The sequence below is a fragment of the Bordetella genomosp. 5 genome, from assembly GCF_002261315.1.
Taxonomy (GTDB): domain Bacteria; phylum Pseudomonadota; class Gammaproteobacteria; order Burkholderiales; family Burkholderiaceae_B; genus Bordetella.
In genome coordinates, this window is the sequence record NZ_NEVP01000006.1 from 127,512 (window position 1) to 148,611 (window position 21,100).

19 protein-coding genes are annotated in these 21,100 nt (G+C 65.7%); 8 read left to right on the top strand and 11 right to left on the bottom strand.

Going from position 1 to position 21,100, the window contains the following annotated elements; translation table 11 throughout:
* Window positions 1-32: 32 nt before the first annotated feature.
* Both CAL25_RS09380 and CAL25_RS09385 read left to right on the top strand, forming a co-directional pair.
* The gene (locus CAL25_RS09380) at window positions 33-905 is read left to right on the top strand and encodes an AAA family ATPase (protein WP_094799705.1); all 873 of its coding nucleotides are present in this window, start codon (window positions 33-35) and stop codon (window positions 903-905) included.
* 7 nt (window positions 906-912) lie between these two features.
* Entirely contained in the window at window positions 913-2,085 is a 1,173-nt protein-coding gene (locus CAL25_RS09385; protein ID WP_094799706.1) for a vWA domain-containing protein, read from the top strand.
* 17 nt (window positions 2,086-2,102) lie between these two features.
* Here CAL25_RS09385 and CAL25_RS09390 read toward each other — a convergent pair whose 3' ends face one another.
* Both CAL25_RS09390 and CAL25_RS09395 read right to left on the bottom strand, forming a co-directional pair.
* Window positions 2,103-2,681 carry a GNAT family N-acetyltransferase gene (locus CAL25_RS09390; protein WP_094800195.1) on the bottom strand — a complete coding sequence of 193 codons (579 nt, stop codon included), beginning with the start codon at window positions 2,679-2,681 and terminating at the stop codon, window positions 2,103-2,105.
* An 84-nt stretch (window positions 2,682-2,765) separates the two neighbouring features.
* A complete protein-coding gene (locus CAL25_RS09395; RefSeq protein ID WP_094799707.1) occupies window positions 2,766-3,116 on the bottom strand; it encodes a hypothetical protein in 351 nt (116 codons plus the stop codon).
* Between the two features lie 364 nt (window positions 3,117-3,480).
* Between CAL25_RS09395 and CAL25_RS09400 the strand changes: the two genes are divergently transcribed.
* Both CAL25_RS09400 and CAL25_RS09405 read left to right on the top strand, forming a co-directional pair.
* Window positions 3,481-6,237, top strand: coding sequence for a M16 family metallopeptidase (locus tag CAL25_RS09400; RefSeq protein ID WP_094799708.1), 2,757 nt, complete (start codon window positions 3,481-3,483; stop codon window positions 6,235-6,237).
* A gap of 288 nt (window positions 6,238-6,525) precedes the next feature.
* Entirely contained in the window at window positions 6,526-7,005 is a 480-nt protein-coding gene (locus CAL25_RS09405; protein WP_141217907.1) for a DUF4148 domain-containing protein, read from the top strand.
* Between the two features lie 202 nt (window positions 7,006-7,207).
* Here the strand turns inward: CAL25_RS09405 and dnaJ are convergent, their stop codons facing one another.
* From dnaJ to hrcA, 7 genes are all read right to left on the bottom strand, one after another.
* A complete protein-coding gene (gene dnaJ / locus CAL25_RS09410) occupies window positions 7,208-8,335 on the bottom strand; it encodes a molecular chaperone DnaJ (RefSeq protein WP_094799710.1) in 1,128 nt (375 codons plus the stop codon).
* A gap of 111 nt (window positions 8,336-8,446) precedes the next feature.
* Window positions 8,447-10,381, bottom strand: coding sequence for a molecular chaperone DnaK (gene dnaK, locus CAL25_RS09415; RefSeq protein ID WP_094799711.1), 1,935 nt, complete (start codon window positions 10,379-10,381; stop codon window positions 8,447-8,449).
* A gap of 80 nt (window positions 10,382-10,461) precedes the next feature.
* Window positions 10,462-10,845 (bottom strand): thioredoxin family protein, encoded by a 384-nt coding sequence (locus tag CAL25_RS09420; protein WP_094799712.1) that lies wholly within the window; start codon window positions 10,843-10,845, stop codon window positions 10,462-10,464.
* Between the two features lie 4 nt (window positions 10,846-10,849).
* Window positions 10,850-11,392 (bottom strand): nucleotide exchange factor GrpE, encoded by a 543-nt coding sequence (grpE, locus tag CAL25_RS09425; protein ID WP_094799713.1) that lies wholly within the window; start codon window positions 11,390-11,392, stop codon window positions 10,850-10,852.
* Window positions 11,393-11,544: 152 nt separating this feature from the next.
* Window positions 11,545-11,799 (bottom strand): hypothetical protein, encoded by a 255-nt coding sequence (locus tag CAL25_RS09430; protein WP_094799714.1) that lies wholly within the window; start codon window positions 11,797-11,799, stop codon window positions 11,545-11,547.
* 134 nt (window positions 11,800-11,933) lie between these two features.
* Window positions 11,934-13,049 (bottom strand): ferrochelatase, encoded by a 1,116-nt coding sequence (gene hemH, locus CAL25_RS09435; RefSeq protein ID WP_094799715.1) that lies wholly within the window; start codon window positions 13,047-13,049, stop codon window positions 11,934-11,936.
* A gap of 61 nt (window positions 13,050-13,110) precedes the next feature.
* Window positions 13,111-14,115, bottom strand: a complete 1,005-nt coding sequence (hrcA, locus tag CAL25_RS09440; RefSeq protein WP_094799716.1) for a heat-inducible transcriptional repressor HrcA — start codon at window positions 14,113-14,115, stop codon at window positions 13,111-13,113.
* 115 nt (window positions 14,116-14,230) lie between these two features.
* Here hrcA and CAL25_RS09445 point away from each other — a divergent pair, with 115 nt between their 5' ends.
* Both CAL25_RS09445 and recN read left to right on the top strand, forming a co-directional pair.
* Complete coding sequence (locus CAL25_RS09445) at window positions 14,231-15,127, top strand: NAD kinase (RefSeq protein WP_094799717.1); 897 nt, start codon at window positions 14,231-14,233, stop codon at window positions 15,125-15,127.
* 15 nt (window positions 15,128-15,142) lie between these two features.
* The gene (gene recN / locus CAL25_RS09450) at window positions 15,143-16,816 is read left to right on the top strand and encodes a DNA repair protein RecN (RefSeq protein WP_094799718.1); all 1,674 of its coding nucleotides are present in this window, start codon (window positions 15,143-15,145) and stop codon (window positions 16,814-16,816) included.
* A gap of 254 nt (window positions 16,817-17,070) precedes the next feature.
* Here the strand turns inward: recN and fur are convergent, their stop codons facing one another.
* Window positions 17,071-17,490, bottom strand: a complete 420-nt coding sequence (gene fur / locus CAL25_RS09455) for a ferric iron uptake transcriptional regulator (protein ID WP_094799719.1) — start codon at window positions 17,488-17,490, stop codon at window positions 17,071-17,073.
* 160 nt (window positions 17,491-17,650) lie between these two features.
* Here fur and CAL25_RS09460 point away from each other — a divergent pair, with 160 nt between their 5' ends.
* Both CAL25_RS09460 and dapB read left to right on the top strand, forming a co-directional pair.
* The gene (locus CAL25_RS09460) at window positions 17,651-18,190 is read left to right on the top strand and encodes an outer membrane protein assembly factor BamE (protein ID WP_094799720.1); all 540 of its coding nucleotides are present in this window, start codon (window positions 17,651-17,653) and stop codon (window positions 18,188-18,190) included.
* Window positions 18,191-18,203: 13 nt separating this feature from the next.
* Window positions 18,204-18,995 carry a 4-hydroxy-tetrahydrodipicolinate reductase gene (gene dapB, locus CAL25_RS09465; protein ID WP_094799721.1) on the top strand — a complete coding sequence of 264 codons (792 nt, stop codon included), beginning with the start codon at window positions 18,204-18,206 and terminating at the stop codon, window positions 18,993-18,995.
* A gap of 237 nt (window positions 18,996-19,232) precedes the next feature.
* Here dapB and CAL25_RS09470 read toward each other — a convergent pair whose 3' ends face one another.
* Window positions 19,233-20,732 (bottom strand): RNA polymerase factor sigma-54, encoded by a 1,500-nt coding sequence (locus CAL25_RS09470; RefSeq protein WP_094799722.1) that lies wholly within the window; start codon window positions 20,730-20,732, stop codon window positions 19,233-19,235.
* Window positions 20,733-21,100 lie beyond the last annotated feature (368 nt).

The window sequence follows — 21,100 nt, forward strand, 5'->3', positions numbered from 1 at the left end:
CGTCCGCATCGGGCGCTTGCATCGGATTTTCCATGTCATTTTCCACGCAAGCCGATCGTTCACCCGCCCGCTTCGAGGGCACTGACCGCTACGTCGCCACCGACGACCTCAAGCTCGCCGTGAACGCCGCGCTGACGCTGCAGCGTCCGCTGCTCATCAAGGGCGAGCCCGGCACGGGCAAGACCATGCTGGCCGAAGAAGTGGCGCGCGCCCTGGGCCGCCCGCTGCTGCAGTGGCACATCAAGTCGACCACCAAGGCGCATCAGGGGCTCTACGAATACGATGCCGTTTCGCGCCTGCGCGACTCGCAGCTCGGCGACGAAAAGGTCCGCGACATCCGCAACTACATCGTGCAGGGCACGCTGTGGCAGGCCTTCGAAAGCGACGAGCCGGTGGTGCTTCTGATCGACGAGATCGACAAGGCCGACATCGAATTTCCGAACGACCTGCTGCGCGAGATCGACCGCATGGAGTTCCATGTGTACGAGACGCGCCAGACCATCGCCGCGCGTCATCGCCCGCTGGTCATCATCACGTCGAACAACGAGAAGGATCTGCCCGACGCCTTCCTGCGGCGCTGCTTCTTCCACTACATCCGCTTCCCCGAACGTGAAACGATGCGCGACATCGTTGGCGTGCACTTCCCCGAGCTGCGCGCCGACGTGCTGCGCGCCGCGCTCGACACCTTCTTTGCCCTGCGCGACGCGCCGGGCCTGAAGAAAAAGCCGTCGACCTCGGAGCTGCTCGACTGGCTGCGCCTGCTGCTGGCCGAAGACATCAGCGCCGCCGAGATTGAAGCGCACGCGGCGACCGCCGTGCCGATCCTGGCCGGCGCGCTCTTGAAAAACGAGCAGGACGTGCATCTGCTCGAACGCCTCTCGTCCATGACGCGCGGCAAGCGTTGAGCCTGCCATGCTCACGGGCTTCTTCTATCACCTGCGCGCGCACCGCCTGCCGGTCTCGGTCAACGAGTACCTGACCCTGCTCGATGCGCTGCGCACGCAGGTCATGGCCCCCACGCTCGACGACTTCTATTTCCTCGCGCGCGCCACGCTCATCAAGGACGAGACGCTCTACGACCGCTATGACCAGGCTTTCGGCGCCTACTATAAAAAGTTGCAGGTGCAACTACCCGAGGGCAAGGAGCTGCCGCTGGACTGGCTCATCAAAGAGTTCGAAAAAACCCTGAGCGACGAAGAGCGCGCCGCCATCAAGGCGCACGGCTGGGACAAGCTCATGGAGCTGTTCAAGCAACGGCTGGAAGAGCAGAAGGAGCGCCACGCCGGCGGCAACAAATGGATCGGCACGGGCGGCAGCTCGGCCTTCGGCAATGGCGGCTTTCACCCCGAAGGTATCCGGGTCGGCGGCGAGTCGGCCGGCAACCGCACCGGCGTGAAGGTGTGGGACATGCGGCAGTTCCGCGACTACGACGATCAGCTCGAACTCGGCACGCGCAACTTCAAGGTGGCGTTGCGGCGCCTGCGCCGCTTCGCGCGGCAGGGCGCCGACCTCGAACTCGATCTCGACGACACCATCACAAGCACCGCGCGCAACGCCGGCCACCTCGATCTGCGCATGGTGCCCGAGCGGCGCAACACCGTGAAGGTGCTGATGCTGCTCGATGTCGGCGGCAGCATGGACGACCACATCTCACGCGTCGAAGAGCTGTTCTCCGCGGCACGCAGCGAGTTCCGCCATCTCGAGGTGTATTACTTCCACAACTGCCCGTACGAAAGCCTGTGGCAGAACAACCGGCGCCGGCGTGACGAGCGCTTCGATACCTGGGATGTGTTGCGCCGCTTCAATGCCGACTGGCGTCTCATCATCGTGGGCGACGCCACCATGAGCCCCTACGAAATCCTGCAGCCGGGCGGCTCCGTCGAGCACTACAACAAGGAGACGGGCGCCGTGTGGATGCGGCGCCTGCTCGACGCCTGGCCCAAGGCCGTGTGGCTCAACCCCGAGCCTTCGGCGTATTGGCAATACCGGCAGTCCATCGCGCTCATGCGCGACATCATGCAGGAGCGCATGTTTCCGGTAACCGTGGCGGGCCTCGAACAGGCGATGCGCCTGCTCGCGAAGTAAACGGTACGCTGCGTCCGTCAGCCGTCCACCGGGTCGGCCGGCGTGTCCAGCGTGCGCTGATAAAACGCCAGATCTAGCCAGCGGCCGAACTTGAAGCCTGCCTGGCGGATGAGACCGGATGCCTCGAATCCGACCTTGCGATGCAAGGCGATACTGGCCGCGTTGCTCGCGTCGATCGCGCCGATCACCACATGCACCTGGCGCGCCCGGGCCTGCTCCACGATGAGTCGCAGCAGCAGCTCTCCCAGTCCCCTGCCGCGCGCGGCCGACGCGACATACACCGAATGCTCGACCGAGTATTTGAAGGCGGGGAAGTTGCGGAACGTGCCGTAGCTGGCGAACCCGAGCAGCCGCCCCTCGTCATCCTCGAGGCCCACGACCGGAAAGCCGTTCGACACTTTGGTCGCGAACCACGGCTCCATGGCCGTGAACGGTCGCGGCTGATAGTCGTAGAGCGCGGTGGTGTTGATGATCGCGTCGTTCAGGATGTCGAGAATCGCCTGGGCATGAAGCGCATGCGTGCAGGCCACCAGGCGCACGCCGGGCGGCAGGCTGACTTCGGACGTGATTTCGTGGGGAGTGTGGGCGGGCGTCATGCGCCGCATTGTAGCGAGCGGCACACGACGCCGGCGCGGAATCAGGAGGGGCGCGGCGCCCTCACCGATTCCGGGTGCTGCGCATTACGCAGAGCGCTCGAGCAAGCCGCCGGGTCCGGGGCAGCCTTGCCAGCGGACTTCGCCGGCATCGAGGTCCAGGTCGAACTGCTCGTTCGCCGCCTTGGCGCTGGCGCGGCGCTGTGCTTCTACTTCGAGGATGTGACCGGCGAATCCGCAGGGTTGCACCCCGCGCTCGGCACAATAGCGGCCGTCTTCGACGTCGACGACATAAGTGGTGGTGTCGTGTCCGTAGATGGCGACGTAACGGCCATCGTCACTGGCATAGGCATAACGGAAATGTCCCTTGATGCGGTCTTCGGCCAGGGGGCGGCCAAGCAGATGGGTCAAGGCGCGCGTGACGGTATGGGTCAGCATGGATCGTTCCTCCGGGTAGGTACGCCGACAGGAGGCCGGCGTCGAAGGCGCGGGCAGACTTTACCTGGCAGGGCCTGGGCTTCCCAGGCGAGGCCGGGTATAGAACGGGAAAACTCGCGGTCAGGAGGCCGGAGCGCTCGCGCATCCCCGTAACGAGGGCAGCCGCAGGAGGGCTTGCCCGGTGGCGCGCAGCCACATGACCATGGTACCTCCGCCCTTTACCCGATATCAAATCGGCGGGCTTTAAAGGTACCGTCAGTGAAACAGTGAATTGGACTGATACGGTCTGTTGAACAGTTCGGTGGGCGGAACCTATCACTGCGGATACACTCCAAAAACTTTCGCTATCACGGGAATTTTCACCATGCGACTTTCGCTCATGAGGTGGTCCGGCAGGCTGGGCACGCTCGTTGTTACGTCGTTCCTTGCCTTCCAGGCAGGTGCCGCGTTGCCCAGTGGCGTGTCCGAGGTCAGCTCGGTCGAGGGCATTACCGAGTACCGCCTGGCCAACGGGCTGCGCGTGCTGCTGGTTCCCGATGCATCCAAGCCCACGACCACGGTCAACATGACCTACCTCGTCGGCTCGCGCAACGAAAACTACGGCCAGACCGGCATGGCTCACCTGCTCGAGCACATGCTCTTCAAGGGCACGCCCTCCATTCGCAACGCGCTGGGCGAATTCTCGCGGCGCGGCCTGCAGGCCAACGGTTCGACGTCGGCCGACCGCACCAATTACTTCGCCAGCTTCGCCGCCAATCCCGACACCCTGCGCTGGTATCTCGGCTGGCAGGCCGACGCGATGGTCAACTCGCTGATCGCCAAAGAAGATCTCGATTCCGAGATGACGGTGGTGCGCAACGAAATGGAGAGCGGCGAGAACAATCCGTTCCGCGTGCTCATGCAGAAGATGCTGGCCGCCGCCTTCCAGTGGCACAACTACGGCAAGAGCACCATCGGCGCCCGCTCCGATGTCGAAAATGTCGACGTCGGCCAACTGCGCGCCTTCTATCACGAGTATTACCAGCCCGATAACGCCGTGCTGATCGTGGCCGGCAAATTCGATCCCAAGGTCGCGCTGTCCGATATCCAGGCCACGCTGGGCAAGCTGCCCAAGCCCAAGCGCACCCTGCGCAACGAATACACCGTCGAGCCCGCGCAGGACGGCGAGCGCGCCGTGACGCTGCGCCGCGCGGGCGGCACGCCGCTGGTCGCCGCGATGTATCACGTCCCGCCCGCCGGCAGCGCCGACTTCGTGTCGATGGATCTGGCCGCCACCATCCTGGCCGATACGCCGTCGGGTCGCCTCTATCACGCGCTCGTCCCCAACAAGCTCGCCGCCGGCGTCTTCGGCTTCACCATGGATCAGCTCGATCCGGGCGTCGCCATGTTCGGCGCGCAGCTGCAGCCCGGCATGGACACCGACAAGGCACTCGAGGCCCTCACCACCACGCTGCATTCGCTCGACAAAAAGCCCTTCACCGCCGAAGAACTCGAGCGCGCCCGCAACAAGTGGCTCACCGGCTGGCAACAGACATACAGCGATCCCGAGAAAGTCGGCGTCGCATTGTCCGAGGCGATCGCATCGGGCGACTGGCGTCTGTTCTTCCTGCAACGCGACCGCGTGCGCGAGGCCAAGCTGGCGGACGTACAGCGCGTGGCGCAGGCCTACCTGGTGCAGAGCAACGCCACCGAAGGCCGCTATCTGCCCACCGAGAAGCCGGTGCGCGCGCCCCAACAGCAACGCATCGACCTGACTTCGGTCTTCAAGGACTACAAGGGCGATCCCGACTTCAAGGCCGTCGAGGCCTTCGATCCCACGCCCGCCAATATCGACAAGCTCACGCAACGCCGCGTGCTCGACCTGCCCAATGGCAAGGTCGAGGTGGCGCTGCTGCCCAAGGCCACCCGCGGTGACCGCGTGCAGGCCGACCTGCTGATTCAGTTCGGCGATGCCGAGTCGCTCAAGGGTCAGCGCACCGCGATCGGCGCGGTGGCCGACCTGCTCACGCGCGGCACCGACAAGCTCACGCGCCAGCAGATCCAGGATCGTATCGACCAGCTCCAGGCCGATGTGTCCTTCAACGGCAGCGGCACCGACCTGAGCGTGTCGATGTCCACCACCGGCGCCAACCTGCCGGCCTTGATCGAGCTCGTGCTCGACGTGGTGCGCAACGCCAGCTTCCCGCAGGAGCAGATCGACGAGTACAAGCGCCAGGCCACCACCTCGATCCAGGGCGCCATGACCGAGCCCACCGCGCTGGCCTCGCGCGCCCTGGCCCGCAACGACAATCCGTGGCCGGCCGACGATGTGCGCTACGTGCCCACGTTCGAAGAGGCGCTGGCCAACGTGCAGGCCATCGACCGCGACAGTCTGGTCAAGACCCACAAGCAGTTCTATGGCGCGGGGGCCATCAAGCTGAGCGCCGTCGGTGATTTCGATCCCGCCGGCGTCGAGACCGCGCTCAAGAACGGTCTGCAGGGATGGCAGAAGGCACCTGCCTTCACCCGCATCCCGGACCCGTTCCGCAAGGTGCCCGCCAAGCAGTTCGACATCCCCACGCCCGACAAGGCCAACGCGTTCTTCATCTCGCGCATGCCGCTGCAGCTGCGCGACACCGATCCGGATTACGCCGCGCTCTATCTGGCGAACTTCCTGCTCGGCACGTCCGAAACCTCGCGCCTGTGGCATCGGGTGCGCGAAACCGACGGGCTGTCGTACAACGTGCGCAGCACACTGTCGGTCTCGTCGTTCGAGCCCACCGCGAGCTGGACGGTCTACGCCATCTACGCCCCGCAGAATCGCGCCAGGCTCGAATCCGCCATCAAGGAAGAGCTCGCTCGCGCCCTGAAAGACGGCTTCACGCAGGCCGAGGTCAAGGACGGCATCGTTGCGCTGCTCAACTACCGCAACCTCGCCCGTGCCCAGGACGACGTGGTGGCCAACACCTGGCTCAACTACCTGCGTACCGATCGCACGTTCGCCTGGTCGGCCGAGATGGACAAGAAGATCGCCGCGCTCACGCCGGCCACCGTCAACGCCGCGCTGCGCAAATACCTCAAGCCCGAGGCATTCAGCACCGCGGTGGCGGGCGACTTCAAGAAAGACAAGCCGGCCCACTGATGCCTGCCCGAGGCGTGGCGCACGCCACGCCTCGTCGGCACATGCGCTGACAGTCCACCTGCCGCACCCCCCGACCCGCCCTGACCGGCGGGTATTTTTTCGCCCAAGGCGCGCCAAGGGCGTGCCAAAAGGGTGCGGCATTGCACATCGCGGAAGGCGTCTGTCGGATGCGCTTGCATACCCGTGAACAAACGCTACGCGAGGCAAGGCTTGGCAAGACGCGCCCCAGGGAAGCCCCGAAATCTCGAAAGATCGGCTCACATTCCGGGGTTTTCACCGGAGAAAGAGGTGTCCATACTGAAATCGTGCAAGGTCATTCCTTGCCTGACTCAATCGGAGGACATCATCATGAAGCTCAAGAACAAGACGCTGGCCGCAACGCTCATCGCCACGTTCACCTTCGCCGGTGCCGCAGCTGCGGAAACCGCGATGACCTCACAGGGAGAGCCGACCCGCGCCGAAGTGCGCGCGCAGTTGGATCAGGCACGCGACCAAGGTCGCGTGACGCACGGCAACCTGGACTACCCGCCCCCCATGGTCCAGACCGAGCCGCCCCTGACCCGCGCAGAGGTGCGCGAGGAACTGGACCAGGCCCGCACGGCCGGCATGATCCCCACGGATCAGCTCGACTACCCCGTGCTGACCTCGGATCGCATGCCCAGCGGCGAATCGCGTGAGCATGTCCAGGCCGAACTGCAGGATGCCCGCAACGCGGGGCTGGTGTCACGGGGCAATCTTGACTACCCGCCCGAGCGTACCCCGATGTAAGGGGTAGGTGGGTGCCGGTGCAGTGACCGCCCCCCGCCCCACTCCCGGCACCCGGCCCGGAACGCGTTCATGGCGTTCCGGGCTTTTTTTACGTCCACAGCGCCGGACCCGTGCAAACAAAAAAAACCCCGGTCGCGTGAGAACGCAGACCGGGGTTTCGTTCATCGCCGCGCGGCCTCGCCACGCGGTGATGCCACCGGGATCAGCTGAAGAACTCTTTGACGCGATCCGTCCAGGACTTGCTCTGCGGCGAGTGGCGGTCGCCACCGTCGTTGAGCGAAGCCTCGAACTGACGCAGGATGCTCTTCTGCTCGTCGCTCAGGCGCACCGGCGTCTCGACCACGACGTGGCAGTACAGATCGCCGGGGTAGCTGGCCCGCACACCCTTGATGCCCTTGCCGCGCAGACGGAAAGTCTTGCCGGACTGCGTGCCCTCGGGGATCGCGATTTCCGCTTTGCCGCCGAGCGTGGGCACCTGCAGATCACCGCCCAACGCCGCGGTGGTGAACGGAATGGTGAGCTCGCAGTGCAGATCGTCGCCATCGCGCTGGAAGATCCGGTGCTGCTTGATGTGGATCTCGACGTACAGATCGCCCGGGGGGCCACCATTGACGCCCGGCTCGCCGTTGCCGCTCGAACGGATGCGCATGCCGTCGTCGATGCCGGCCGGAATCTTGACCTGCAGGGTCTTGTTGCGGCGGGTGCGACCCACGCCATCGCACGCCGTGCAGGGATCGGTGATCTCCTTGCCGTTGCCATGGCAGGTCGGGCAGGTTTGCTGCACGCTGAAGAAACCCTGCTGCATGCGCACGGCGCCCGAGCCACCGCAGGTGCGGCAGGTCTTGGGCGTGGTGCCGGGCTTGGCGCCCGACCCATGGCACACATCGCAGTTTTCCCAGCTGGGCACGCGGATCTCGGTGTCGAAGCCGGCCGACGCCTGCTCGAGCGTGATTTCCAGTGCGTATTTGAGATCGGCGCCGCGATAGACCTGCGGGCCCCCGCCGCCACCGCGACGGCCGGCACCGAAGATCTCGCCGAAGATGTCGCCGAAGGCATCGGCAAAACCGCCGCCCATGCCCGCGCCACCCATGCCGGCCGCGTTGGGATCGACGCCCGCGTGACCGTAGCGATCGTACGCCGCCCGCTTCTGTTCGTCGCCCAGGACTTCGTAGGCCTCTTTGGCCTCCTTGAATTTGTCCTCGGCGTCCTTGCTATCCGGATTGCGGTCCGGATGGTATTTCATGGCCAGCTTCCGGTAGGCCTTCTTGAGCTCGTCGTCCGTGGCGTTTTTTGCCACGCCGAGAACTTCGTAGTAATCGCGTTTTGCCATGATGATTAGAGGGCTCCGGAAAGAGCCGAAATTCGGGGAACTTGTAACGACTCCGCCCGGGAACCGGAAAAACCGGCCACCGGGCGGGAATCGGACATCATAGACCGGACTTTACTGGTCCCGCTTGACTTCCTTGAAGTCGGCGTCGACCACGTTGTCGTCCACCGGCTTGGCGTTGTCGGCCGCTTGCTGGTGCTGCGACTGCTGGGCAGCCTGCTGCGCCTGCATGTCGGCATACATCTTTTCGCCCAGCTTTTGCGACGCGGTGGTCAGTGCTTCGACCTTGGCATCGATCTCGGCCTTGTCCGTCGATTGCAGGCTGGACTCGACGTCCTTGATCGCCGCTTCGATGGCTTCCTTCTCCGAGGCCTCGAGCTTGTCGCCGTATTCGGTCAGCGACTTGCGCGTGGCGTGCACCAGCGCATCGGCCTGGTTGCGCGTCTGCGCCAGTTCGGCCATGCGGTGATCTTCCTCGGCGTTGGCCTCGGCGTCCTTCACCATGCGTTCGATCTCGCTTTCGGACAGACCCGAGTTCGCCTTGATGGTGATCTTGTTTTCCTTGCCGGTGCCCTTGTCCTTGGCGGACACGTGCAGGATGCCGTTGGCGTCGATGTCGAACGTGACCTCGATCTGCGGCATGCCGCGCGGCGCCGGCGGGATCCCCTCGAGGTTGAACTCGCCCAGGCCCTTGTTGCCGGCGGCGATTTCGCGCTCACCCTGGAACACCTTGATGGTCACGGCGGGCTGGTTGTCGTCAGCCGTCGAGAACGTCTGCGAGAAGCGCGTCGGGATCGTGGTGTTCTTCGGGATCATCTTGGTCATGACGCCGCCGAGGGTTTCGATACCCAGGGACAGCGGGCTCACGTCCAGCAGCAGCACGTCCTTGCGTTCACCGGACAGCACCGAACCCTGGATCGCGGCACCAGCGGCCACGGCCTCGTCGGGGTTCACGTCCTTGCGCGGATCGCGGCCGAAGAATTCCTTCACCTTTTCCTGGACCTTGGGCATGCGGGTCATGCCACCGACCAGGATCACGTCGTCGATGTCCGAGACCTTGACGCCGGCATCCTTGATGGCGACGCGGCAGGGCTCGATGGTGCGCTCGATCAGTTCTTCGACCAGCGCTTCCAGCTTGGCGCGCGTGATCTTCAGGTTCAAGTGCTTCGGACCCGACGCATCGGCCGTGATGTACGGCAGATTGATTTCGGTCTGCTGGCTCGAAGACAGCTCGATCTTGGCCTTTTCGGCGGCTTCCTTCAGGCGCTGCAGAGCCAGCACGTCCTTCGAGAGGTCGACGCCCTGCTCTTTCTTGAACTCGCCGATGATGTAATCGATGATGCGCTGGTCGAAGTCTTCGCCGCCCAGGAACGTGTCGCCGTTGGTCGACAGCACTTCGAACTGCTTCTCGCCATCGACGTCGGCGATTTCGATGATGGACACGTCGAACGTGCCGCCACCCAGGTCATACACGGCAATCTTGCGATCGCCCTTTTCGGTCTTGTCGAGGCCGAAAGCCAGCGCAGCCGCGGTCGGCTCGTTGATGATGCGCTTGACTTCCAGACCGGCGATGCGGCCGGCGTCCTTGGTGGCCTGGCGCTGGCTGTCGTTGAAGTAGGCCGGCACCGTGATCACGGCTTCGGTGACTTCTTCGCCGAGGTAGTCTTCGGCGGTCTTCTTCATCTTGCGCAGCACTTCGGCCGACACTTGAGGAGGCGCGAGCTTCTTGCCACGCACTTCGACCCACGCGTCGCCGTTGTCGGCCTTGACGATGCCATAGGGCATCAGGTGGATGTCCTTCTGGACCGCCTTCTCGTCGAACTTGCGGCCGATCAGACGCTTGACGGCGTACAGGGTGTTCTTGGGATTGGTGACAGCCTGGCGCTTGGCCGGCGCGCCGACCAGCGTCTCGCCGTCGTCCATGTAGGCGACGATCGACGGGGTCGTGCGGGCGCCTTCGGCGTTTTCGATGATCTTTACCTGGCCGCCATCCATGACTGCCACGCAGCTATTGGTCGTGCCCAGGTCAATGCCGATGATTTTGCTCATGGTAGGAATACCTAGTGAAAACAGTGATTTGGGTTCAAAAAACTCGGTCCCAGCCTAACTGGGGTCGGGCTCAGGGTTTTTCAAGAGCCCGTCTGCAGACGGTGTATCGCAGCCGAAAACTGCGGCAATCCGGGCCAGCCGGTAATGCGTCCGAGCCGCTTTCCGCCGCGAAACATCATGAAAGTCGGCACGCCGTGCAGCGAAAACCGGCGCCCGAGCGCCTCGTCCGCGTACACGTCAGCCTGGAACCAGCTCAGTCCCAGGCCCAGCAGCGCGTCTTTGTGCAAGAGCGCGGTCTGCTTGAAGATGTTGCAGTTGTAGCAGTCCTGGCCCCAAAGAAAGACGCAGCGCAGATCGTCGCCGGAGGCATTCACGACCTCGGCGTCGAAGCTGGCACTGTCGACCGGGCGCATCGAGAACACCTCGAACACCGCGGTCGGGTCAAAATTGGGGCCGGAACTCATGCGATCAGCCCTGACCCGCGGACACGATCACCAGCGCCGGACGCAGCGTGCGGTCGGCGATGGCGTAGCCCTTCTGCAGAACCTGCACCACCGTATTGGCGGGCTGGGGGGCCGGCACCGACGAAATCGCCTGGTGCTGGTGCGGATCGAACTTGTCGCCCTGCGCCGGATCGATGTCCGCGAGCTGGTTGCGTTCGAACGCGGCGGCCAACTGCTTGAGGGTCATTTCGACGCCTTCGCGCAGCGTTTCCACGGTTTGCTCCGGCTGTGCCAGCGCGGCTTCCAGGCTGTCCTTGACCGGCACGAGGCTTTCGGCGAACGATTCGATGCCGAACTTGCGGGCCTTGGTCACGTCTTCCTGGGAACGGCGACGCACGTTCTCGGCTTCGGCTGCGGTACGCAGAATCTGGTCTTGCTGGGCCTGGATGGTGGCCTGGGCTGCTTCGAGTTCAGCGCGCAGTGCGGCCAGCTCGTCCTGGGCGGCGCTGACAGCCTCACCCGATTCGGGCGTGGGCACGGGATCGAGCGGCTCTTGGGGTGCCGTCATGGGAGGTCCTCCGACAAAGGTGATTCGACTCAAGACCTCTCAATGGGGGCCAATACCCACGTTTCAAGGTGGGTCTATACCGTCCGAATAAAAAAATTGAGTCTTCGCATAAAAAAACGGGCCCGCCTGAGGCGGGCCCGCTGTGCCGGGAGTCAGCGCTGCTTGCGCGGCTGGGTCGGTGCCGGCGGATCGCTCGCCGGGAACGTGTCTTCGAGGGCCTCGTCGACCGTGTCCTTGCCCGGGCGGGGCTGGGACTCGTCGTCTTCGGGGGTGATGGCAATCGGGTCGCTGGCCGGGAAGGTGTCCTCGAGCGCTTCGTCGAGGTCGCGCTGGGCGCCGTCTTCCTGCAGCTTGTCGTGACCGGGGGCGCCGGAGGTACCGACGCCGGGGCGAGTGGAAGCATTCATCCTGCCTTCTCCTTGAGAAATCAACGCCTTGCCTATGAGCAAGCATCGTTCCCGAGGCCGGCCGCGAGCGGGATCACCGGCGCGGCGGCGGGGCGGGCGCCGCGCGCAGCGTCCCCCTCCTCACCAGGTCGCGGTCAGGCCGGTCCGATCCGGGCGGTCTCGCCCTGCGGCCGAACGGGCCAGCCCTGCAGCTGCCGCTCGACCAGCTCGGTCAGTCCGTCGATCCAGCGGCCGTCGTCGTTGAGCGCCGGGATATACCGGAACTGCTTGCCTCCTGCTTCGAGGAACGCGTCGCGGCATTCCTGGCTGATTTCTTCGAGTGTTTCGAGGCAGTCGGCCACGAAACCGGGGCACACCACGTCGACCTCGGTCACGCCGCGGCGTGCCAGCTCTTTCAGGGTGGGTTCGGTGTAGGGCTCGAGCCAGCGCGCCGAGCCGAAGCGGCTCTGGAACGTGACCTCGATGTCCTCCGCCGGAAAGTCGAGTCGCTCGCGCAGCAGACGGGCACTCTCGAGGCAGTCGCGGTAGTAGGGATCGCCGAGCTCGATCGAATAGCGCGGCAGACCGTGAAAGCTCATTACCAGCTTGGCCGGCCGGCCATTCGCCTGCCAGAAATCCTGGATCCTGGCGGCCTGGGCATCGAGCCAGGCGGGTTCGGTGTGGAAGCGTTTGACGAAGCGCAGCGCCGGCTGGTCGCGCAGGCGCCCCACGTGGCGGGTTACCGCGTCGACGACCGTGGCGGAGGTCGATGCGGCGTATTGCGGATACAGCGGCACCGTGAGGATGTGGTCGACACCCCGCGCACGCAGACGCGCGATCGCATCGGGAATCGACGGATTGCCATAACGCATCGCCAGCTCGACCTCGACGTCGTAGCCGCGCGCGGCCAGATTCTGCTTCACACCCGCGGTCTGCCGCTGGCTGTAGACCAGCAGCGGCGAGCCTTCCTCGAGCCAGATGCCGCGGTAGCGCGGCGCGAGCTTCTTGGGCCGCGCCGTCAGCACCATGCAGTGCAGAATGGGCAGCCACAGGTAGCGCGGGATCTCGATGACGCGCGGATCGGCGAGAAACTCGCCCAGATACTTGCGGATCGCACGCGGCTCCGGCGTGTCGGGCGTGCCCAGATTGACCAGCAGCACGCCGACGCGCCCCGGACCGCTGGGCGGCGGGTCTTCGTTGAACGGATCATCCTGAGCGGGCTCGAGCAGGAAGCGCTCGGGCCAGAGATACTTGAACAGGCGCAGAAACACAAAACACCTCTCTGCAGGCCGCACATCCTCCCGCGCAGGCGGATGGCGGACCCGGTTATGGTTATTGATTGTGGCTCAAGGCATTGGAGAGCAGACGGGCGGTGATGTCCACGATGGGAATCACGCGCTCGTAGGCCATCCGGGTCGGGCCGATCACGCCTAGCGTGCCCACGACCTTGCCATCGACGCCATAAGGCGCCGTGATGACGGACACTTCTTCCATCGGCACCAGCTGCGAATCGCCGCCGATGTAGATCTGAACCCCCTGCGCACGGCTCGACACGTCGAGCAATTGCAGCAGGTCGGTTTTTTTCTCGAACAGCGAGAACATCTTGCGCAGCCGGTCCATGTCGGATGCGATATCCGAGACGTCGAGCAGCTTGCGCTCGCCCGAGATCACCACCGCGTCGCCATCTTCGGCCGCTTCGGCCGAGGCCTCGACCGCGGCCTGCATCAGCCGCGAGATGTCTTCGCGGAGCTGGGCCAGCTCGGTCGACAACGTGCGGCGCACCGCATCGAACGACTTGCCCGAAAAATGCACGTTGAAGAAATTGCCGGCCTCGATCAGCTCGGTGTCGGCGTAATCGCGCTGCACCGACATGATGCGATTCTGCACATCGCCATCGGGCGTGACGATGATGAGCAGCACGCGCTTGTCGGACAGGCGGATGAATTCGATCTGGCGGAACACCTGCGCCCGCTTGGGCGTGAGCACCACGCCGGCGAACTGGGTGAGATTGGACAGCAGCGCCGCCGCCGCGTTGACCGCCCGGCTCGGCTCGGCCACGGGCAGCATCTCGCTGATATTGGCCGGCTCGAACTGATACGGCCGCACGGCCAGCAGCGAATCGACGAACATGCGATAGCCGCGCGGCGTGGGAATCCGGCCGGCGGAGGTGTGCGGACTGTGGATCAGGCCGAGCTCTTCGAGGTCGGCCATCACGTTGCGTATCGTGGCCGGCGACAGGTCGAACACTTTGGAAAGCGTGCGCGAGCCGACCGGTTGCCCGTCGGCGATGTAGCGTTCGATCAACGCTTTGAGCAGTGCACGTGCGCGGTCATCCATAAGCGTATTTTAGGGAAAAGTTGTGCCGTAGGCGATTTTTGTCCGCCAACACAATATGCGGCCCCATATAATGCCCTGATAAGCTACACCAGATCCTCTACCCTACGGCGCCCCTATGCACTTCCCCACCGTCGCCTTGATCGGCCGCTACCAGGACACGGGCCTGGATGCGCCGCTGCGCGCGCTGGCGCACATGCTGACGCAAGCCGGCCGCGCCGTGTTGATCGAAGCCGATACGGCGCGCAACACCGGCGTGCACGAATACCCCGAAGCCACGCTGCAGCAGATCGGCGAAGGCGCCTCGCTCGCCGTGGTGATGGGCGGCGACGGCACGGTGCTGGGCGCGGCGCGCTATCTGGCGCGCTATGGGGTGCCGCTGGTCGGCATCAACCACGGCCGGCTCGGCTTCATCACCGACATCGCACTGCACGATTCTCAGAGCGCGCTCGCGCGTGTCCTCGATGGCGACTACCAGATCGAAGACCGCACGCTGCTGCAAGGCAGCGTCTGGCGCGGTGAGCAGGAGATGTTCTCCGCCTCGGCCCTCAACGACGTCGTGCTCAACCGCGCCGGCCGCGGCGGCATGATCGAGATGCGCGTCGAGCTCGACGACGCTTACATGTACACCCAGCGTGCCGACGGCCTCATCATCGCCACGCCCACGGGATCGACAGCGTACGCGCTGTCGGCCAACGGCCCCATCCTGCACCCCGGCCTCGACGCCATGGTGCTGGTGCCCGTCGCGCCGCAGAGCCTGTCGAACCGTCCCATCGTGATTCCGGGCAGCGGCGTGCTCAGCATGACCCTCACCGCCATGGGCCGCGTGGAAGTCGGCGCCAGCGTGCATTTCGACATGCAGACCTGGTCCGACCTGCAGCCCGGCGACCGCATCACCGTGCAGCGCGCCCCGCATACCGTGCGTTTCGTGCACCCGCAGGGCTACAGTTTCCTCTCAACCCTGCGCCGCAAACTGCACTGGAATCAGATGCCGCAGGCCACCGACAACGAATAACCCTCCGCGCTCGTCATGCTGCGAACCCTGCATATCCGTGACTTCGTCATCGTCGAGCAGACCGAAATCCATTTCGGCGCCGGCTTCACCGTTTTCTCCGGCGAGACCGGTGCGGGCAAGTCCATCCTGATCGATGCGCTGGCGCTGGCCCTCGGCGAGCGCGGCGACGCCTCGGTGCTGCGCGAGGGCGCGGCACGCGCCGATATCACCGCCATCTTCGACACCCCGGCCACCCTGCGGCCCTGGCTCGAAGAGCGCGAACTCGAAGCCGCCGAAGAGCTCACCCTGCGCCGCGTGATCGATGCACAGGGGCGCAGCCGTGCCTACGTCAACGGCGTGCCGGCCACGCTCACGCAATTGCGCGAGCTCGGCGAAAACCTCGTCGACATTCACGGACAGCACGCGCACCAGAGCCTGATGCGGCCCGACGCACAGCGCGATCTGCTGGACGCGCACGGCGGTCATGCCGAGCTGCGCCAGGATACCGCGCACACCTTCAAGCAATGGCGCGCCTTGTCGCGCCAACTCGAAACCGCCACGAAAGACGCGGCGGCGCTCGAGGCGGAGCGCGAGCGCCTCCAATGGGAAGCCGACGAGCTCGCCAAGCTCGGCCTGCGCGAAGGCGAATGGGAAGCCCTGCAGGTGGAGCACACCCGCCTTGCCCATGCGCAAAGCCTGCTCGACGGCGCCAGCCTCATCGTCGAGGCGCTCGATGGCGAAGACGATTCCGCGCTGCACCGTCTCAACGGCGCGAGCCAGCGTCTGGCCCAGATGCAGCGCCACGACCCCGGGCTTGCCGGCATCGCCGAAGCCCTGGATTCCGCCCGCATCGCGATGGACGAGGCCGTCTCCGACCTCAACAACTACGTGAGCCGCGTGGAGCTCGATCCGCAACGCCTCGCCGATGTCGAGGCGCGACTGTCCGCCGTGTTCGAGACCGCGCGCAAGTTCAAGTGCGAGCCCGAATCCCTGCCCGTCGTCGAGGCCGAGCTGTCGGCCCGCCTGGCCGAGCTGCAGGCCGCCGGCGACGTGCAGGCGCTGCAGGCGCAGACCCGCGCGGCCCAGGAGCGCTACGACGCCGCCGCCGGCCGCTTGAGCACGGCGCGGCGCAAGATCGCCAAGGAGCTCGGCAAGCTGGTCAGCCAGGCCATGCAGACGCTGTCGATGGCCGGTGGCCGCTTCGAGGCCGCGCTCACGGATGCCCCGCCCAGCGCCCAGGGCAACGAACAGGTCGAATTTCTGGTGGCCGGTCATGCCGGCACCACGCCGCGCCCGCTGGCCAAGGTCGCCTCCGGGGGCGAGCTCTCCCGCATTTCGCTGGCGCTGTCGGTCATCGCCAGCCGCGCCGCGCGCGTGCCCACACTGATCTTCGACGAAGTCGATAGCGGCGTGGGCGGTGCCGTGGCCGAGGTGGTGGGCAAGCTGCTGCGCGAACTCGGCGCACGCCATCAGGTCCTGTGCGTCACGCACCTGCCGCAGGTGGCGGCTTGCGGCAACACGCAGTTCCGCGTGAGCAAGAGCGAATCCGGCGGCACCACGCGTTCGCGCATCGCCGAGCTTTCCGCCGACGAGCGGGTCGAAGAGGTGGCGCGCATGCTGGGCGGCATCCAGATCACCGCCACGACCCGCGATCATGCCCGCGAAATGCTCGACGCCATGACCCGCCCGCTGGCCGCGCACGCCGGCTGAGACGCGGCCGGCCCGCGCGCCGTCACCGGCCAGCGCGGGCGATCCGGGCACCCCGGCCGCCATGGCGGGGCTACCATCCCCGCACCCGGTCCGAAAAAAAACCGCCTGCATCGCTGCAAGGCGGTTTTTTCTGGGGGGCTGTTGTGCTCCGCTAGCCGGCCCGGCATGTCGTGGCCCGGCCTGTCGTGGCCCGGCCTGTCGCGGCCCGGACGGCAGAGGGGCGCGGCAATGGCGAACCTGGCCGCCGCGGCCGATCAGCGCGACTTCTGGCAGGTGGCGCAGATGCCGTAGAGCACCATGGCGTGGCTTTCCAGCAGGAAGCCGTTGTCCTTGGCGATCTTGTGCTGGCGCTTTTCGATGTCGGGATCCGAGAATTCGACGACCGTGCCGCAGTTGGTGCAGATCAGGTGATCGTGGTGATCGCCGTCGTTGAGCTCGAACACGGCCTTGCCCGTATCGAACTGGCTGCGCGCCAAGATGCCGGCCTGCTCGAACTGGGTCAGGACGCGGTAGACGGTGGCAAGGCCGATCTCGACGCTTTCGCCGATCAGGGCCCGGTAGACGTCTTCGGCGCTCAGGTGACGGTGCTCGGACTTGCGGAAGATGTCCAGAATCTTCAGGCGCGGAAACGTCGCCTTCAAACCCATGTTTTTCAGTTCGCTTTGGTCGCTCATGGTGTAATCGCTCTCCGTCCGCGGTGGCATGGGTGGGTAGGATACCCGGCATCGGCCGCAAGCCCAGTGCTTCGAGATGCCCACTGCCCTGCGGAACTCGTTATTAAACCTTTATGATAACGGTTTTGTTCGTTTCCAATAATAGGGGCGCGTAGTGTCCATGATTGCACGTAATCCCTTCCGGCCCGTCAAGACGGTGCTGGTGACCGTGGCCCTGGCGGCTGTTCTCAGTGCCTGCTCGACCGGCAAATGGGGTTTCCCGTACCGGGCCGACATCCAGCAGGGCAACTGGATTACCAGCGAGCAGGTGGCCCTGCTGCAGAATGGCATGACGCGTGAGCAAGTGCGATTCGCGCTCGGCAGCCCCACCCTGACCAGCGTCCTGCACGGCGATCGCTGGGACTACCCCTACTACTTCAAGCCCGGCTACGGCAAGCCCGAAGAGCGTCAGTTCACGGTCTGGTTCGAAAACGACCGCCTCGTGAAATGGAGCGGCGACGAGCAGCCCGCGCTGCAGCCCTTCCAGATCAACACGCCCGACGCCGCCACCATCAAGAAGGATGACAAGGACGACGCGCGCGACGCCAAGCGCGAGGAAGAGGCCGACAAGACCCGCCGCGGCCCGGTCATCAATTCGCCCACGCCGTCCGTAACCGAACACCCCGGCCAGCCGGGTTCGACGCCCGAACCGATCAAGTAAGCCAAGGAACACCATGCGTATCGCAATCGCCGGCGCCAGCGGCCGGATGGGCCAGATGCTGGTCGAGTCCGTGCTCTCCACCGACGGCCTGCAACTGACCGTCGCGCTCGACCGCGCCGGATCCGCCAGCCTCGGCCAGGACGCGGGCGCCTTCCTGGGCCGCGACACCGGCGTGAAGATCACCGACGATCTCGCCGCGCTGGCGCAGGCCGACTGCCTGATCGACTTCACCCGCCCCGAAGGCACGCTCGTGCACCTCGAGGCGTGCGTCAAGCACGGCACCAACATCGTGATCGGCACCACGGGTTTCGACGAACACGGCCGCGCCGCGATCGACGTCGCCGCCCAGAAAATCGCCGTGGTCTTCGCGCCCAACATGAGCGTCGGCGTCAACGCCACGCTCAAGCTGCTCGACATGGCCGCGCGCCTGCTCAACAGCGGCTACGACGTCGAAGTCTTCGAAGCGCATCACCGCAACAAGGTCGATGCGCCCTCGGGCACCGCGCTCAAGATGGGCGAGGTCGTGGCCTCGGCATGGGATGTCGCGCTGCCCGACGTCGCCACCTGGACGCGTCATGGCGACACTGGCGTGCGCAAGCCCGGCACGATCGGCTTCTCGGTGGTCCGCGGCGGCGATATCGTGGGCGATCACACCGTGTATTTCTGCGGCCCGGGCGAGCGCATCGAAATCACGCATCGCTCCAGCAGCCGCGTCACTTACGCGCAAGGCGCCGTGCGTGCGGCGCGCTTCCTCGACGGCAAGCACAACGGCCTGTACGACATGCAGGCCGTGCTGGGCCAGTAAGCCTCGACGACCGCGCTGTGCGGCGGAATAAAAAAGGCCCCCACGCTGCGCCTTCGGCTTGCTGCCCCCCGAGGGGGCGCTTTTTGTCTTGGGGCGGCCCGGCGACAAAAAAGGCCCCCACGCTGCGCCTTCGGCTTGCTGCCCCCCGAGGGGGCGCTTTTTGTCTTGGGGCGGCCCGGCGACAAAAAAAAGCGCCCGGCGCGAGGCCGGGCGGCAAGGGGGGTGACACCGGAGATTCTAGTGACGGCGCAGCTCGGCGGGCGCGAGGCGCATCTGGCCGCGATACTTCGTGACCGTGCGACGGGCCACCACGATACCGTTGGCCGCGAGGCGCTCGGTCAGCGTGACATCGGACAGCGGTTCGGCGGGGTCCTCGGCGTCGATCAGTTCGCGGATCAGGGCGCGGACGGCCGCCGACGAGCACGAGCCGCCCGACTCGGTCGCGAGTTCGCGCGAGAAGAAGTGGCGGAATTCGAACACGCCGCGCGGCGTGACCATGTATTTGTTGGCGGTGGCGCGCGACACGGTCGACTCATGCATGTCGAGGTCGTCGGCAACCTCGCGCAGCATCAGCGGCCGCAGCGCGACTTCGCCGTATTCGAAGAAGCGTTGCTGGCGTTTCACGATCGCTTCGGCCACACGCTGGATGGTGGTGTAGCGTTGCTCGACGTTGCGCACCAGCCAGCGCGCTTCCTGCAGCTCCTGCGCCATCGGGCTGCGGTTGTCCACGCGGGCCCGGCGGAACAGATCGGCGTAGGTCTGGTAGAGACGGGCGCGCGGCATCGCATGGCGGTTCGGCACGACGCGCCAGCGCGACTGGTACTTGCTCACGAACACGTCGGGCACGACATACGCCGGCGCCTGGTTGTCGTAGCGGCGGCCGGGCTTGGGGTCCAGGCCGCGGATCAGCGCGCAGGCGGTCTGCAGGGCTTCGGCGTCACAACCGATCAGCTTCTGGAGCCCGTTCATGTCATTGCGGCCGAGGCGCTCGAGATGGTGTTCCACGATGGTCTGGGCCAGCGCCTGACCCGGCTCGGTGCGGCCCTGCAGTTGCAGCAGCAGGCATTCGCGCAGGTCGCGGGCGGCCAGGCCGGGGATGTCCATGCTCTGCACGAGCTTGAGCGCCGCCAGCCATTCGCCCTCGTCGGGCTCGGGCTCGAAGCCGGCATCGCCCGCGAGCTCGCACAGCGGCGTGCGCAGATAGCCGTCGGAATCGAGGGCATCGATGATGAAGGCGGCGAGCGCGCGGTCGCGCTCGTTCAGGGTGTAGGTGCCGAGCTCGCGCAGCAGGCGATCGCACAGCGACGGGCTGTGCGCCACCCAGTGGGCCAGGTCGTTGCCCTGTGCACCGCTGCCGTGGCTCGTCGGGTAGTCGCCCGAATACTCGCCGGGAAACTCGCTTGCGTACTCGGGCGCGTAATCGGCCTCGGAGGCGCCGGCGGTCTCGCTGGCACCGCCTTCGGCGCCGTCACCCGCCTCGGGGGCGGAGGGCGCCGTGTCGTTCATGGAGTCGGGGGCACCGCTGGCGGCGCCCACGGCGACGGGCATCCCGGCTACCAAGGGGTCTGCCGGCATGTCATCGCTCGTATCCTCAAGAAAGGGATTGGTCGCCAACGCATGCTGGACGGCAGTGGTGAACTCCAATGCCGACATCTGCAACAGCTTTACCGACTGCTGCAGGCGGGGGGCCAGCGTGGTCTGCTGGCGCAAACGCAATTCCTGGGCGGCGTAACTCACTTATATCTCCTGGGGGTGATGCACCGGCAAGCGCCGGCGGGTACTCGGAGATATAGATGCAAGATCCATGCCATCCTAGGGTAATCCCTGGGTTGGCGGGGGCGTTCCCAGGGGAAAACGGGCAGGGCGGGGGAAGGGTGGCCGGATGGGATGCGCCACCCTTACCGGCTGGCGGTAAGAATTGCGCATGTGGCGTGCCTGGGGCGCATAGCCCGGGGCGCGTAGCCTGGGGCGCATAGCCCGGGGCGCGGAGCCTGGCGCGCAAGGGCGGGGACGCGCAGCCCGGGGCGCGATCAAAGAATCGCGACGCCTGTTACTTTCTTCTACGGCGGGGATGTAACAGCAAGGCGCGGTCCCGGTTGCCGGAA

What these genes read in the sequence shown, in the direction of transcription:
- CAL25_RS09380 (WP_094799705.1), top strand. Translation starts at nt 33, where the DNA reads ATGTCATTTTCCACGCAAGCCGATCGTTCACCCGCCCGCTTCGAGGGC.
- CAL25_RS09385 (WP_094799706.1), top strand. Translation starts at nt 913, where the DNA reads ATGCTCACGGGCTTCTTCTATCACCTGCGCGCGCACCGCCTGCCGGTC.
- CAL25_RS09390 (WP_094800195.1), bottom strand. Translation starts at nt 2,681, where the DNA reads ATGACGCCCGCCCACACTCCCCACGAAATCACGTCCGAAGTCAGCCTG.
- CAL25_RS09395 (WP_094799707.1), bottom strand. Translation starts at nt 3,116, where the DNA reads ATGCTGACCCATACCGTCACGCGCGCCTTGACCCATCTGCTTGGCCGC.
- CAL25_RS09400 (WP_094799708.1), top strand. Translation starts at nt 3,481, where the DNA reads ATGCGACTTTCGCTCATGAGGTGGTCCGGCAGGCTGGGCACGCTCGTT.
- dnaJ (WP_094799710.1), bottom strand. Translation starts at nt 8,335, where the DNA reads ATGGCAAAACGCGATTACTACGAAGTTCTCGGCGTGGCAAAAAACGCC.
- dnaK (WP_094799711.1), bottom strand. Translation starts at nt 10,381, where the DNA reads ATGAGCAAAATCATCGGCATTGACCTGGGCACGACCAATAGCTGCGTG.
- CAL25_RS09420 (WP_094799712.1), bottom strand. Translation starts at nt 10,845, where the DNA reads ATGAGTTCCGGCCCCAATTTTGACCCGACCGCGGTGTTCGAGGTGTTC.
- grpE (WP_094799713.1), bottom strand. Translation starts at nt 11,392, where the DNA reads ATGACGGCACCCCAAGAGCCGCTCGATCCCGTGCCCACGCCCGAATCG.
- CAL25_RS09430 (WP_094799714.1), bottom strand. Translation starts at nt 11,799, where the DNA reads ATGAATGCTTCCACTCGCCCCGGCGTCGGTACCTCCGGCGCCCCCGGT.
- hrcA (WP_094799716.1), bottom strand. Translation starts at nt 14,115, where the DNA reads ATGGATGACCGCGCACGTGCACTGCTCAAAGCGTTGATCGAACGCTAC.
- CAL25_RS09445 (WP_094799717.1), top strand. Translation starts at nt 14,231, where the DNA reads ATGCACTTCCCCACCGTCGCCTTGATCGGCCGCTACCAGGACACGGGC.
- recN (WP_094799718.1), top strand. Translation starts at nt 15,143, where the DNA reads ATGCTGCGAACCCTGCATATCCGTGACTTCGTCATCGTCGAGCAGACC.
- fur (WP_094799719.1), bottom strand. Translation starts at nt 17,490, where the DNA reads ATGAGCGACCAAAGCGAACTGAAAAACATGGGTTTGAAGGCGACGTTT.
- CAL25_RS09460 (WP_094799720.1), top strand. Translation starts at nt 17,651, where the DNA reads ATGATTGCACGTAATCCCTTCCGGCCCGTCAAGACGGTGCTGGTGACC.
- dapB (WP_094799721.1), top strand. Translation starts at nt 18,204, where the DNA reads ATGCGTATCGCAATCGCCGGCGCCAGCGGCCGGATGGGCCAGATGCTG.